The 12,912-nt window shown below is 69.6% G+C and carries 10 protein-coding genes and 2 tRNA genes; 6 read left to right on the top strand and 6 right to left on the bottom strand.

Annotated features, from left to right (window positions below; all coding sequences use genetic code 11):
• Nucleotides 1-21 precede the first annotated feature (21 nt).
• Nucleotides 22-462 (bottom strand): GNAT family N-acetyltransferase, encoded by a 441-nt coding sequence (locus CVV72_RS19540; protein WP_255632741.1) that lies wholly within the window; start codon nt 460-462, stop codon nt 22-24.
• 331 nt (nt 463-793) lie between these two features.
• On the opposite strand from CVV72_RS19540, the gene CVV72_RS19535 reads away from it, so the two are divergent.
• Nucleotides 794-1,078 carry a hypothetical protein gene (locus CVV72_RS19535; protein WP_219153697.1) on the top strand — a complete coding sequence of 95 codons (285 nt, stop codon included), beginning with the start codon at nt 794-796 and terminating at the stop codon, nt 1,076-1,078.
• Here CVV72_RS19535 and CVV72_RS19530 read toward each other — a convergent pair.
• A tRNA-Pro gene (locus CVV72_RS19530) sits at nt 1,057-1,133 on the bottom strand. The two genes, CVV72_RS19535 and CVV72_RS19530, sit on opposite strands and share 22 nt — an antisense overlap.
• An 84-nt stretch (nt 1,134-1,217) precedes the next feature.
• Here CVV72_RS19530 and CVV72_RS19525 point away from each other — a divergent pair.
• Nucleotides 1,218-1,291 (top strand) — tRNA-Gly (locus CVV72_RS19525).
• 328 nt (nt 1,292-1,619) lie between these two features.
• On the opposite strand, the gene CVV72_RS19520 is transcribed toward CVV72_RS19525, so the two are convergent.
• Nucleotides 1,620-6,299, bottom strand: a complete 4,680-nt coding sequence (locus tag CVV72_RS19520; RefSeq protein WP_370641941.1) for a HAMP domain-containing protein — start codon at nt 6,297-6,299, stop codon at nt 1,620-1,622.
• 130 nt (nt 6,300-6,429) lie between these two features.
• On the opposite strand from CVV72_RS19520, the gene CVV72_RS19515 reads away from it, so the two are divergent.
• A complete protein-coding gene (locus tag CVV72_RS19515) occupies nt 6,430-8,007 on the top strand; it encodes a SpoIIE family protein phosphatase (RefSeq protein WP_219153695.1) in 1,578 nt (525 codons plus the stop codon).
• Here the strand turns inward: CVV72_RS19515 and CVV72_RS19510 are convergent.
• Nucleotides 7,990-8,997: a DNA topoisomerase IB gene (locus CVV72_RS19510; RefSeq protein WP_219153694.1), complete on the bottom strand. Its 1,008-nt coding sequence runs from the start codon at nt 8,995-8,997 to the stop codon at nt 7,990-7,992. The genes CVV72_RS19515 and CVV72_RS19510 overlap by 18 nt on opposite strands.
• Nucleotides 8,998-9,096: 99 nt before the next feature.
• On the opposite strand from CVV72_RS19510, the gene CVV72_RS19505 reads away from it, so the two are divergent.
• Both CVV72_RS19505 and CVV72_RS19500 read left to right on the top strand, forming a co-directional pair.
• Nucleotides 9,097-9,639, top strand: coding sequence for a type 1 glutamine amidotransferase domain-containing protein (locus CVV72_RS19505; RefSeq protein WP_219153693.1), 543 nt, complete (start codon nt 9,097-9,099; stop codon nt 9,637-9,639).
• 59 nt (nt 9,640-9,698) lie between these two features.
• Nucleotides 9,699-9,875, top strand: coding sequence for a hypothetical protein (locus CVV72_RS19500; RefSeq protein ID WP_219153692.1), 177 nt, complete (start codon nt 9,699-9,701; stop codon nt 9,873-9,875).
• Here CVV72_RS19500 and CVV72_RS19495 read toward each other — a convergent pair.
• Nucleotides 9,868-10,254: a hypothetical protein gene (locus CVV72_RS19495; RefSeq protein WP_219153691.1), complete on the bottom strand. Its 387-nt coding sequence runs from the start codon at nt 10,252-10,254 to the stop codon at nt 9,868-9,870. The two genes, CVV72_RS19500 and CVV72_RS19495, sit on opposite strands and share 8 nt — an antisense overlap.
• A gap of 48 nt (nt 10,255-10,302) precedes the next feature.
• On the bottom strand, nt 10,303-11,637 hold the full coding sequence (locus CVV72_RS19490; RefSeq protein ID WP_219153690.1) for a serine/threonine-protein kinase: 1,335 nt from the start codon (nt 11,635-11,637) through the stop codon (nt 10,303-10,305).
• A gap of 143 nt (nt 11,638-11,780) precedes the next feature.
• Here CVV72_RS19490 and CVV72_RS19485 point away from each other — a divergent pair, with 143 nt between their 5' ends.
• Entirely contained in the window at nt 11,781-12,878 is a 1,098-nt protein-coding gene (locus tag CVV72_RS19485) for a hypothetical protein (protein ID WP_219153689.1), read from the top strand.
• The last annotated feature ends 34 nt before the right edge of the window (nt 12,879-12,912 follow it).

Below are 12,912 nucleotides of genomic sequence, written 5' to 3'. Positions count from 1 at the left end.
CTCTCACCATCCGGGAGCTGGTCAGGCGGTCAGCTCGCGGAAGAACTTGGCGCTGCGCTCGCAGCGGTCTTCGTAGCCCCGTGCCCGGTAGAAGGCGTGCGCGCCGGTCCGGCGGCGGGAACTGCTGACCTCCATGGCGCTACAGCCCCACCGCAGCGCCTGCTCTTCGGCGGTGGTGATCAGTTCGCGTCCGACTCCGGTGCCGCGCTGGGTCTCGTCCACCACCAGGGCCACGATCCGTCCGACGGCCCCTTCCCGTTCGAGGAGCGGGATCGCGACCACCGCGATGACACCGACCACGGTGCCGTCCGATTCGGCGACGAACGCGGCACCTTCGGGATGGCGGGTCCAGCGTTCGAGCCGGGCGCGCACGTCGGTCTCGTCGTTGTCCGGGTAGCCCAGCTGAACGAGGAGGGTGGTCACGGCGGGGGCGTCGGTGGTGGTGGCGTGGCGGATCTCCATGATCGCCATCCTGCCCGGATACTCCAGTGGATGTGGTTGCCGACGAGGATCAGCGGGATCGATCGCAGCCGTCATTACGCTGACCCTCTCTCGGCGGTACGGAAGGGCCTGGCTTGCTCCTATCGTCGAGGAGGAGCTCTCATCCGGTTCGGCCGGACATGTGACTCGTGATCACGAGGGAGTACTGGTCCATGGGGGACCTTCCTCCTTCGAGCTTTGACCAGAGCCCGAAGTCGAGGTGTCGGATCGTGTCGATCCCGTGCGGGTCTTAGCTCGACCTGCGGAAAACCGCCCCGTCAGCGCGGATAAGGCGCGTACTGGCGGAGGGGCCATGGCACTTTCCTCGTTCTCCGGCGTCCCGGCGATCGAGCTCGTCGGGCTCGTGCCGGTCGGCTATCTGGGACTGGTGTCCGTGGTTGCGTTATGCGCGATCTTCACGCGGAAGAAGGCCCGGCGTGACGCGGCGCTCGAAGTGCTGAAGATGCTTCTGCCGAAGCGGCTCTCCGGTCGGCCGGAGAAGAGCGGAGAGCCGCGGCCCTCCGAGCTGGAACCCCCGGTAACGAAAAGGGCCGAACCCGCAGGTCCGGCCCCATCTGGTCGGGATGACAGGATTTGAACCTGCGACCCTTCGCTCCCAAAGCGAATGCGCTACCAAGCTGCGCCACATCCCGTGACTCCCCGATCTTCCCGGGGGGTGTGCGCACAGCCTAGCGGGTCACGCTAAGCTGTTTTCGCACCCGGTACTTCGGGGGCACGCGGGTGTAGCTCAATGGTAGAGCCCTAGTCTTCCAAACTAGCTACGCGGGTTCGATTCCCGTCACCCGCTCCACAGCTCCACATCAGAACCCGCAGGCGTCTGGCCTGCGGGTTTCTTTGTGTCCGGGTGGTCTTGAGTGGCGATTCGGGTTAGAGCCCAGGTCCGTGAAGGCCTCCTTGAGGGACTCTGGGTCCCTCAAGGAGGCCTTCACAGACTCGCGGCTCGCCACACGCGGCCCATGAGCACCAGCAGTCACAGCGGCTGCGCGTGAAGGCCCCCTTCCCTCGGCTCAGCCGAGGAAACTCGACCTTCACACCTTCCCCATGTCCTGAAGGCCCCCTTTGAGACATCCAACGTCTCAAAGGGGGCCTTCAGGACACTCAGCAGCGAGACTCGAAGCTCAGTCGGACTCGGCGGGTGCCACGGCCTGCGAGAGCCCGCTGGAAGCGGCGTCCGCCTCGAGATGGGCGGCGATCAGGTCCAGCAGCTTGTCCGTGTCCACCGGCTTGGTCACATAGTCGTCGGCACCCGAAGCGAGCGTCCGCGCCTTGTCCTCCGCGGTCGCCTTCGCCGTGACGGCGATCACGGGCAGGTCTTCGTGCGCCGCCTCGGCGCGGATGGCGGTGATCGTGGCGTTGCCGTCCAGTTCGGGCATCATCACGTCCATCAGGACGAGGGCGGTGTCCTCGTGGCGTTCCAGCGCCCGGATGCCCGCGACGCCGGTCTCGGCGTAGATGACCTCCAGGCCGTTGCGCTCCAGCACGGCGGCCAGCGCGAAGACGTTCCGGAGGTCGTCGTCCACGATCAGGATCTTCTCGCCGTGGAACCGCTGTGACGGCGCGGAAGGGGCCACCTGCGGCACCGCCATGATCAGCGGGACACCGCCCGCCGCGGCGGTGGTCGGGACGACCAGGTTCGCCGCGCTCACCGGCAGGTACAGCGTGAAGGTGCTGCCCTTGCCGGGTTCGCTGCGGACGCGCAGTTCGCCGCCGAGCAGTTCCGTCAGCTGCTGGCTGATCGACAGGCCCAGCCCGGTGCCGCCGTACTTGCGGCTGGTGGTGCCGTCGGCCTGGCGGAACGCGTCGAAGATGATCGCGAGCTTGTCCGGCGCGATGCCGATTCCGGTGTCTTCGACGGCGAACGCGAGGACGCCGGGGGCCTTGCGGAGCGAGTCGGCTTCGACCTCGCCCGGATCGGCCATCCGGATGTGCAGCCGCACGCCGCCCTCGTCGGTGAACTTCGCCGCGTTGGACAGCAGGTTCCGCAGCACCTGCTGCAACCGGTGTTCGTCGGTGTGGATCGACGACGGCACCGGCGGGTCGATCAGGACGGCGAACTCCAGGCCCTTGTCCGAAGTGAGCGGACGGCAGATCGATTCGACGTACTCGACCAGCTCGGGCAGGGTGACGTCGGACATCTGCAGGTCCAGATGCCCGGCCTCGACCTTGGCCATGTCGAGGATGTCGTTGATCAGCTGTTGCAGGTCGCTGCCCGCCGAGTAGATCGTCCGCGCGAACTGGACCTGCTTCTCCGACAGGTTCCCGTCCGGGTTCTCCGAAAGCAGTTTCGCGAGGATCAGCGCGCTGTTGAGCGGGGTCCGCAGTTCGTGCGACATGTTCGCCATGAACTCGGACTTGTACTGCGACGCCATGGTCAGCTGCCCGGCGCGCTCTTCGAGTTCCTGCCGCGCCTGCTCGATCTCGCTGTTCTTGACCTCGATGTCGCGGTTCTGCTGCGCCAGCAGTGCCGCCTTCTCCGCGAGATCCGTGTTGGACCGGCGCAGTTCCCGTTGCTGCGCCTGCAACTGCTCGGACCGGGCGCGCAGTTCCTGTGCCAGGCGCTGGGATTCGGTGAGCAGCGCCTCGGTGCGCGAGTTCGACTGGATGGTGCTGACGTTGACCGCGATGGTCTCCTTCAGCTGCTCCAGCAGGTCGATGTGGACGGTGCTGAAGGCGTTGATGGTCGCCAGTTCCAGCACCCCGAGGACCTCGCCCTGGAACAGCACCGGCAGCACGATCACGTTGACCGGCGCCGCCGAACCCAGTCCCGAGGAGATGAGCGCGTACTCCGGCGGTGCTTCGTGGACCAGTATCGTGCGGCGGTCGACGGCGGCCTGCCCGATGAGCGACTCGCCGGGGGAGAACCGCAGCCCGGTCTGGGATTTCGCCAGCCCGTAGGTCGCGATGCTCTCCAGGACCACCTCTTCCTGCTCGTCTTCGCGGGCGAGGAAGAACGCGCCCTGCTGGGCGGACACGAGCGGGGTCAGCTCGGACAGGATCAGCGACGCCACCGACGCGAGGTCCCGGTGGCCCTGCATGAGCGCGGACAGCCTGGCCAGGTTGGTCTTGAGCCAGTCCTGTTCGCGATTCGCCCGGGTGGTCTCCTTCAGGTTCGCGATCATCTGGTTGATGTTGTCCTTGAGTTCGGCCACCTCCCCGGACGCGTCGACGGTGATGTGCCGGGTCAGATCGCCGGCGGTCACCGCGGTGGCCACCTGCGCGATCGCCCGCACCTGGGTGGTCAGGTTCCCGGCCAGCTGGTTCACGCTTTCGGTCAGCCGCGACCACGTGCCCGCGACCCCGGGCACCTCCGCCTGGCCGCCGAGCGTGCCGTCCGTGCCGACTTCGCGGGCGACACGGGTGACTTCGGAAGCGAAGGCCGACAGCTGGTCGACCATCGTGTTGATGGTGGTCTTGAGTTCGAGGATCTCGCCGCGCGCGTCGATGTCGATCTTCTTCGACAGATCGCCCTGCGCGACCGCGGTGGTCACCGTCGCGATGCTGCGGACCTGGCCGGTCAGGTTGTCGGCCATGACGTTCACGTTGTCCGTCAACGCCTTCCAGGTGCCCGCCACGTTCGGCACGCGGGCCTGGCCGCCGAGGATGCCTTCCGTACCCACCTCGCGGGCGACGCGGGTGACCTCGTCGGCGAACGCGCGCAGCGTCTCGACCATGCTGTTGATCGTCTCGGCGAGGACCGCGACCTCACCCTGCGCGTCGATCGAGATCTTCTTCGACAGGTCGCCGTTCGCCACCGCGGTGGTCACCGTCGCGATGCTCCGCACCTGGTCGGTGAGGTTGGTGGCCATGACGTTGACGTTGTCGGTGAGGTCCTTCCAGGTCCCGGCGACGCCGCGCACCTGCGCCTGGCCGCCGAGTTTGCCCTCGGTGCCGACCTCGCGCGACACCCGGGTCACTTCGTCGGCGAACGCCGACAGCTGGTCCACCATGATGTTGACGGTGTTCTTGAGCTCCAGGATCTCGCCGCGCGCGTCGACAATGATCTTCTGCGTCAGGTCGCCCTTCGCCACCGCCGTGGTGACCTGGGCGATGTTCCGGACCTGATCGGTCAGGTTCTTCGCCATGAAGTTGACGTTGTCGGTCAGGTCCTTCCAGGTCCCGGCCACGCCGGGCACCTGTGCCTGACCGCCGAGCCGCCCGTCGCTGCCGACTTCGCGGGCGACGCGGGTGACCTCGTCGGCGAACGCCGAGAGCTGATCCACCATGGTGTTCAGCGTGTTCTTCAGTTCGAGGATCTCGCCCTTGGCGTCGACGGCGATCTTCTGCGACAGGTCGCCCTTCGCCACCGCCGTCGCCACCTGGGCGATGTTCCGGACCTGCGCGGTGAGGTTGTTCGCCATGAAGTTGACCGACCCGGTGAGGTCGCGCCAGGTCCCGGCGACACCCGGCACCTGCGCCTGGCCACCGAGCTGACCTTCCGTGCCGACCTCGCGCGCCACCCGCGTGACCTCGTCGGCGAACGAGGACAGCTGGTCGACCATCGTGTTGACAGTCGTCTTCAGTTCGAGGATCTCGCCGCGCGCGTCGACCGTGATCTTCTGCGTCAGGTCGCCCTTCGCCACCGCCGTGGTGACCTGGGCGATGTTGCGGACCTGGTCGGTCAGGTTGTCCGCCATCTGGTTCACCGAGTCGGTGAGCCCGCGCCAGGTGCCCGCCACGCCCGGCACGGTCGCCTGGCCGCCGAGACGGCCTTCGCTGCCGACCTCGCGCGCCACCCGCGTGACCTCGTCCGCGAACGACGACAGCTGGTCGACCATGGTGTTCAGCGTGTTCTTGAGCTCGAGGATCTCGCCCTTGGCGTCGACGTTGATCTTCTGTGAGAGGTCGCCCTGGGCGACCGCGGTGGCCACCTGGGCGATGTTGCGGACCTGGTCGGTCAGGTTGTCCGCCATCAGGTTCACCGAGTCGGTGAGGTCGCGCCACGTGCCCGCGGCGCCGGGGACCTGCGCCTGGCCGCCGAGACGGCCTTCGCTGCCCACCTCGCGGGAAACGCGGGTCACTTCGTCGGCGAACGCCGAAAGCTGGTCGACCATGATGTTGACGGTGTTCTTGAGCTCCAGGATCTCGCCGCGCGCGTCGACGTTGATCTTCTGGGTCAGGTCGCCCCGCGCCACCGCGGTGGTCACCTGGGCGATGTTGCGGACCTGGTCGGTCAGGTTGCTGGCCATGACGTTGACGTTGTCGGTGAGATCACGCCACGTGCCCGCCACGCCCGGGACCTCGGCCTGGCCGCCCAGCCGTCCCTCGGTGGCGATCTCGCGGGCCACTCTGGTGACCTCGGTCGCGAACCGCGAAAGCTGCTTGATCAGGCCGTTGACCGTCTTCGCGACCTCGGCGAACTGACCCTGCAGCGGCCGCCCGCCGACTTCCAGCGGCATCGGCTCGGACAGATCGCCCTCGGCGACCGCCCCGAGGACGCGGTTGAGCTCGGCCGTGGGCCTGCTCACGTCCTCGATCAGGCCGTTGACGACATCGACCGCGGTGGCCCAGCCGCCGGGGCCGATCTCGGCCGCCACCCGCTCGGTCAGCCTGCCTTCCTTGCCGACCGCCTCGCGGACACGCAGGAGTTCGGTCACCAGTCGCTGGTTCCGTTCGGCGATGTCGTTGAAGGCGCCCGCGAGCTGGGCCGCGAGCCCGTCCCCGTGCGCCACGAGCCGCCGCCGGAAGTTGCCGTCCCCGAGGTCACGAGCCGCCGCGAGCAGGCGTTCCAGGGTCGCTTCGTCCACCTGGCCGCCACCACCTTCCACGGGGAGCCGGTCCCTTTGGGAGTGCTGTGTCATCTGTGTCGACCCTCTCCACCACGCATGCCAAGCCATGGTCGTCGCATCAGCGTGCCATGATTCGACCTACACTTCGAGCCAGTCCGCCCGCTCACACTGCGCTACCCGCAAGGCAGGAGGAGGTCCGGGAATGGTGTCACGGCCCGCCCCGGCCTCGACGTCGCTCCCCTCGGAGTCGTCGCCCCCGACGAGCGAGGGAGCCCTGCCCGAATCCGGGCGGTTCTGGCGTGAGCTGCTCGAAGACGTCCGTGACGCGGTGCTCGTGCAGGACCTCGACGGCGCGCTGCGCTGGTCGAACCCCGCCGCCCGCGAGCTGTTCGGCGGCGGCCGCCCGGTGCTGACCGCGGAAGGCCCCGACGTCGGGCATGTCGAGCACACCGGCCGCCGGTTCCCCGCGCGGATCCGGACGTTGCCCGGCGGCTGGCACGCGTGGACGGTGACCTCCGCGGTCGCGGCCGACGGCCCGCGCGTGGACGGCTTCCTCGCCGCTTCGGCGCCCCGGCTCGCCTCCGCGCGGGGCAGGCACGGGACGGCGAAGGTGATCGCCGAGGTCGCCGCTTCCGAACTCGCCGACTGCGTGTTCGTCCTGCTGCCCACCACCCGCGGCCGCTGGGAGTGGTGGAGCTGCGATCACCGCACCGCCCACGGGCACGGCCGGATCAGGCGCGTCCCCGCCCAGCTGGCGCCGGTGCTCGCCGGCACCTTCGCCTCCACGGACGAACTCGAAGCCAAGGCGGTCCCGGAGGAGGAGATCGCGACCCTGCCCGCGATCGTCGCGGAACGGCTCGCCGCCCATTCGTCGGTGACCGTGGTCTCGCTGGGTTTCGATGGCGGATCCGGGGTCACCGGCGCGGTGGTGCTCGGCAGGCGCGGCGCGCCCGCGTTCGGCGAGGACCACCCGCGAGCGGTGACCGAGTTCGCCCGCGCGGCCGGGACGGCCCTGGCGAACGCGCATCGCTACGCCCGGCAGGAAGAGGCCACGCGCGGTCTGGAGACCACGCTGCGTCCGACGCCGCCGCCGGACGTCCACGGCGTCAAGTTCGACGTCTGGTACGAGCCGTCGAGCGGGCTGCTCGACGTCGGAGGCGATTTCTACGACGTCCTGCCGCGCGAGGACGGCAGCGCGATGTTCGTCCTCGGCGACGTCTGCGGCAAAGGCGCCGAGGCGGCCGCGCTCACCGGTCGCGTCCGGCAGAGCCTCGCCGCGCTCGACCTCGTCGAGCACGACAACACGACGTTGCTGAGCCTGCTGAACTCCCTGCTCATCACCGGCGGCAGCGGCCGGTTCGCCACGCTGGTGCTCGGTTCGGTGCTCGCGGGCGAAGACGGTCTCGGCGTCACCTTGGCCTCCGGCGGGCATCCGGCGCCGCTGGTGGTGCGCCGCCGCGGCGGGGTCGACGAGATCACCCTGCCCGGCACGCTGGTCGGGATCTCCCCACAGGCCCGGTTCGCCGAGACGGCCATCCGGCTGGCCGAGGGCGACGTCTGCCTGCTCTACACCGACGGGATCACCGAAGCGCGGCACCACGAGCGGCCGTCGGACCTGTTCGGGGACGAACGGCTGCGCGACCTGCTCGCCGGATGCCGAGGGCTGTCCGGCCGCGAGGTCGTCGCCCGGATCCGCGCCGCGGTGCGGGAATGGCTCGGCAGCGGGACACACGACGACATCGCCGTCCTCGCCATCGAAGCCTCACGACCCGTTCAATAGCCGCACCACCGCCCGCTCGACGATGTCGCGGGCCTCGTTGGGATCCGCCGCCTTCGCGGCTCGCCGTACCGCGCGTTCGACGGTCCGGTCCCGCCGGTACGCCTCGACCACCCGTGGGTCCACATAGGACCGTCGCGCCACGGCCGGCGTGTTCCCGAGCCCTTCGGCGACTTCCGTCATCACGGCCTTCTCGGCCCGCTTCAACCCTCGTTCGCTGGAGGGTTTTTCCGTGTCCGCGAAGGCCGCCGCGGCCAGGACGGTGGCGTTCCAGGTGCGCAGATCCTTGGCGGTGAAGCCGTCGCCGATGATTTCCCGGAGCCGGTCGTTGATGTCGTCGGCCTTCACCTCGTGCCAGCCGTCACCGTCGCGGTAGGCGAGCAGGCGGACGTCGCCGCCCCGCACCCGCCGGAGGGAGCGGACCAGCCGCACCAGCGCCTCGTCCCGCAGCCGGACCTTCCGCTGGATGCCGTGTTTCGCGGGGTAGTCGCACACCAGGCACGCACCGCGGAGTTCGACGTGCTCGCACAGCAACGTCGCCACCCCGTGGGTGCCGTGCTCGTCGGCGTAGCTTTCGCCGCCGGTGCGAAAGACCCCGAGATCGATCATCCGCAGGGCACCGGCGAGGACGCGTTCCCGCTTCAGGCCGCGCGAGCCGAGATCCTCCTGGACGGTTTCGCGCAGCTTGGGCAGCTTTCGCGCCAGCGCGAGGACGCGTTCGTGTTTCTCCTCGTCCCGGGCCCGTCGCCATTCGGGGTGATAGAGGTACTGCTTCCGCCCGGCGTCGTCGATCCCGACCGCCTGGATGTGCGCGTTCTCGTGCGGCGAGATCCACACCCGCCGCCACGCGGGCGGGATCGCCAGCCGATTGATCCGCTCGATCGTCTCCCCGTCCTTCAGCGGCTCGCCGTCCGGGGTCAGGTAGCCGAAACCACGACCTCTGCGCCGCCTCCGGATGCCGGGGGACCCGAGGTCCGCACGCCGAAGTCGCATGCGGGCTGATACCCGCCGCGGCGCGAGTTCATACCCATGGTTCGGCGGTCGCTGTCCGGGGTAGTCCGAAAGCGACTACGACCTCAGGAGGGAGATCCGATGGCGACATCGCTGACCGGACGCCGCGTGGCCATCCTCGCCGCGGACGGTGTGGAACAGGTCGAACTGGTCGAGCCCCGCAAGGCGGTCACCGACGCCGGGGCGACGGCCGAGGTCGTCTCGCTGGAACCCGGCGAGATCCAGGCCATGAACGGCGACATCGACAAGGCGGACAGGTTCACCGTGGACCGGGTCGTCAAGAACGTCACGGTCGACGACTTCGACGCGCTCGTGCTGCCCGGCGGGACGATGAATCCGGACAATCTGCGCGCGGACGAGGACGCGGTCCGCTTCGTGCGCGACTTCGTGAACAGCGGCAAACCCGTCGGGGTGATCTGTCACGGGCCGTGGACGCTGGTCGAGGCCGACGTCGTCCGCGGGCGCACGCTCACGTCGTACCCCAGTGTGCGCACCGACATCCGCAACGCCGGGGGAACCGTCGTCGACCAGGAGGTCGTCACGGACGGCAACCTCACGTCGAGTCGCAATCCGGACGACCTGCCCGCGTTCTGCGCCGCGATCGTCGCCGGATTCACCGGATAAACGAGTGGCGCACGTCACAGAACTGGGGGATCGTGGGTGGCGGAGAAGGAGGTGCCGCGATGACCGTGCATGCCAGACGTTACGGCCGTTGGTGCCGTGAGCATTTCGACACCGGGCACGAGCCGGAACACCCACGGCCCGCGGAGACCACGGCCGCCCCGGAGGTCGCCGACGGCCAGGCCGAACAGGCCCAGGCGGGTGACGCCCCGGAGCGGGGGCCGGGCTCGCTCAACTGAGCGATCGCCGGTACCAGACCCGCTTCGGGCCGGGGAGGCCGATCCGCGAGACCAGGTCGGTCACCACGCCGCCGATGATCAGCCACAGCAACGCGGCGAGACCGTCGTTGAACAGGGTGCGGAGTTTGAGGCCGTCCGGGGTGAACAGGTTCCGCAGGCCGAGCGAGACCGCGCGCGACCATTGGTCGATCAGCTGCGCGAACCCGTTCCCCGGGTTGGCTTCGCCGAACACCAGCAGGATGTGCACGATCAGCACCAGCGCGAAGATCCAGCACACCGCGTGGACGATGGCGTTGACGACACGCACGACGCGGATCCTGGCGGGTGTCCGTTCGACGATCTCTTCCTGCGGCTCTCGCGGGTCGTTGATGTAGGTCATCGCCGTCTCCCATCATCGTCCACAGTGGACACCCTGCTGTGCGGTCGCTCAGCCGGGTGGCCCTGGTCTGCTGCTCTTCGTCGGGGGCCTGGGTTTGGTCTTGGTCGGCTCCGCCGAGGTGGTCGGCCGGTCGCTCGAAGCGGTCGTACCGTCCGGCGTCCGAGTGGCGCCGGGGTTGTTCGCGGAACCCGGGACGGCTTCGGTGACCACGACCGTCCCGTTGCTCGCTTTCGGGGCGTCGGTGGGCACTTCGACGGCCTCCGAGGATTGCGCGGTCTGCACGGCCTGAGCGGTCTGTACGGTCTGCCCGCCCTGGCCGGCCACCGGGCCGGACGAGCCGCTCACCGCCGGGGGGAACATTCCCTCCGGTCGGGTGGCCGGGTTCGCCCCCGTCTGGTTGGCCGCCAGCAGGACACCGATGGTGATCGCGGCGGCGGGCGCGCTGATGGCGGCGACCACGGCCGCCCGTTTGCGGGTGGCAGGCGCGAAATGGACGACCTTCGTCCCGGTGGAATCCTCCAGCAGGATCCGCGAGATCGCCGCGGCCGTCGGGCGCTGCGACGGCTTGCGCGCGGTCATCCCGCGCAACAAGGTCGTCATCGTCACCGACAGCCCGCCGGGGATCCGGGGCGGCCGGTGCAGCCGCCCGACCGCGGCCTCGACCGGCGTCCCGGTGTACTCCCGCTCCCCGGAAAGGCATTCGAGCAGGACGAGGCCGAGTGAGTAGATGTCGGCGGGCGGGCCGACGTTCTCCCCGCGGACCTGTTCGGGCGCCATGTACGCCGCCGTGCCGACGACACCGCCGGTCTCGGTCACCCTGGTCGCGTCGAAGGCGTGCGCCACCCCGAAGTCCCCGATCAACGGGCCGTCTTCGGCGATCAGGATGTTCGCCGGTTTCAGGTCACGGTGGGTGATGCCGTGCGCGTGGACATGCGCGAGCGCGTCGGTCAGCCGGGCGGCCAGTTCGACGACCTCTTCCTGGCGGAGCGGGCCGGACCGCAGGCGCTGAGCCAGGTTCGGGCCTTCGACCAAGCGCATCGTGAGGTAGGTGTAACCGTCGTCGGAGCCCGCGTCGTACAGCGGGACGAGCCCGGGGTGGCGGACCGCGCTGAGGGTCTGGATCTCCTGCTCCCGGCGGCGCTCGTCCCGGAGCATCGTGTCCGCGTGGAACAGTTTCAGCGCGACCTCGCGTCCTTCTCGCAGGTCCCAGGCGCGGAACACGCGTGCGGTCGCGCCGCGGCCGAGCAACTCCCCGACCTCGTACCGGCCGGCGAGCCTGCGCGGCAGATGGTCCGGGTCGTGGACGTTCAGGCTGAACCGGCGCTGCGTGGTCCCGGGGTCTTCCTCCTCATCACCGCCAGCACGCGAACCCGCGTCGTCCATCGGTGCTACCTCCGTCTCACCGGCCGAACGCCGTATACCCGGTCCGGCCCCGGGCGAAACAAGTTTGCGAGCGTACCGGAGATGATCTGGGGGTTCACCCCGAACGGCGGGCAACCCGGCCGGGGGCCGGACGTCTCGTGGTCATGAAGCCGAACCGGTGGGCCGTGCTCGCCGCCACCGCACTGACCGCCCTGGCCGTCCTCACCCCGCCCGCCGCCGCCGATGCGCTGGTACCCCAGGGTTTCGCCCCCGCGTCGACGAGCTGGACCGGGCCGTTGCGTGGCTTCGTCCTCGGCTTTTCCCCGTGCGGGAAACCGGGATGGTGCGCGTCCCTGCTCTCGACCACTGATGGCGGGAAGCGATGGCGCCGCGTCGGCGAACCGCCGATCTCGTTGCCGGACAACCACAATCAGGTGAAACTCACGGTGATCGACGAACGCGCCGCGTTCCTCTCCGACGGCACCCGGCTGCTCGCCAGCCACGACGGCGGCGCCAAGTGGTCGGAGGTCCGCCTCGCCGGGGTGCGGGAACCCTTCTATATTTCGAAGATCGCCGAATCGGGGCCGCGGGTGTTCGCGATGGTCACCGGATTCGGCACCCCGTCGACGACGACGCTGTACGCCGGGATCTCCGGCACACGGCTCCTCCTGCCGGTCCCGGGATTCGCCGTCTCCGGCTCCTCGACCTACGGCGACATCGCGACCAGCGGCGGAATCCAGGTCTCGATGGGGGCGGACCACCGCGTCCAGAAGTACTGGACGTCGTCGGACGGCCTGACCTTCGCGACCGCGCCACCGCCTTGCCCGGCGGACAGTTCGGCTTCGCTGAGCGGAGTCCGGCGCGGGCAGGTCCTGGCGCTGTGCAGCGGAGGGCCGGGGACGCCGCAACCGGGGGCGACCGTCCGGCGGCTGTGGCGCGCGCCGAAGCTCGGCGGGCATTTCACCGGGTCGGCACAGGCGCCCACCCTCGGGATCGACCAGAGCTTCAGCGCGGCCTCGCCCGCGGCGGCGACCGTCGCGGCGGAAGGCGGCGGCACCGGCTTCCTGCACAGCACGGCCGACGGCGGAACGACCTGGACGACGACCGTGCTCAGCGGCCGCGGTGTCTGCCTCAACGACCTGGACTTCCCGGACGAGCGAGTCGGGGTGGTCGTGGACGGCCTGCCCGACGCCGATGGCGGGTCGGCCGTATACCGCACCACCGATGGCGGAGCCACCTGGCGCGAGCTCGTCTTCGGGTGATCGTCGCAGGTAGCCAAGGCCCTTGGGGAGGTTC

Origin of the sequence: Amycolatopsis sp. TNS106 (assembly GCF_019330265.1) — a bacterium.
Classification (GTDB): domain Bacteria; phylum Actinomycetota; class Actinomycetes; order Mycobacteriales; family Pseudonocardiaceae; genus Amycolatopsis; species Amycolatopsis lurida.
The sequence above is the reverse complement of the archived record's forward strand: the minus strand, read 5'-3'. Positions and strand labels throughout refer to the sequence as shown.

Coding starts and splice junctions, on each gene's coding strand:
- CVV72_RS19505 (WP_219153693.1), top strand. CDS start 9,097: ATGGCGACATCGCTGACCGGACGCCGCGTGGCCATCCTCGCCGCGGAC.
- CVV72_RS19485 (WP_219153689.1), top strand. CDS start 11,781: ATGAAGCCGAACCGGTGGGCCGTGCTCGCCGCCACCGCACTGACCGCC.
- CVV72_RS19510 (WP_219153694.1), bottom strand. CDS start 8,997: ATGCGACTTCGGCGTGCGGACCTCGGGTCCCCCGGCATCCGGAGGCGG.
- CVV72_RS19495 (WP_219153691.1), bottom strand. CDS start 10,254: ATGACCTACATCAACGACCCGCGAGAGCCGCAGGAAGAGATCGTCGAA.
- CVV72_RS19500 (WP_219153692.1), top strand. CDS start 9,699: ATGACCGTGCATGCCAGACGTTACGGCCGTTGGTGCCGTGAGCATTTC.
- CVV72_RS19515 (WP_219153695.1), top strand. CDS start 6,430: ATGGTGTCACGGCCCGCCCCGGCCTCGACGTCGCTCCCCTCGGAGTCG.
- CVV72_RS19490 (WP_219153690.1), bottom strand. CDS start 11,637: ATGGACGACGCGGGTTCGCGTGCTGGCGGTGATGAGGAGGAAGACCCC.
- CVV72_RS19540 (WP_255632741.1), bottom strand. CDS start 462: ATGGAGATCCGCCACGCCACCACCACCGACGCCCCCGCCGTGACCACC.
- CVV72_RS19520 (WP_370641941.1), bottom strand. CDS start 6,299: ATGACACAGCACTCCCAAAGGGACCGGCTCCCCGTGGAAGGTGGTGGC.
- CVV72_RS19535 (WP_219153697.1), top strand. CDS start 794: ATGGCACTTTCCTCGTTCTCCGGCGTCCCGGCGATCGAGCTCGTCGGG.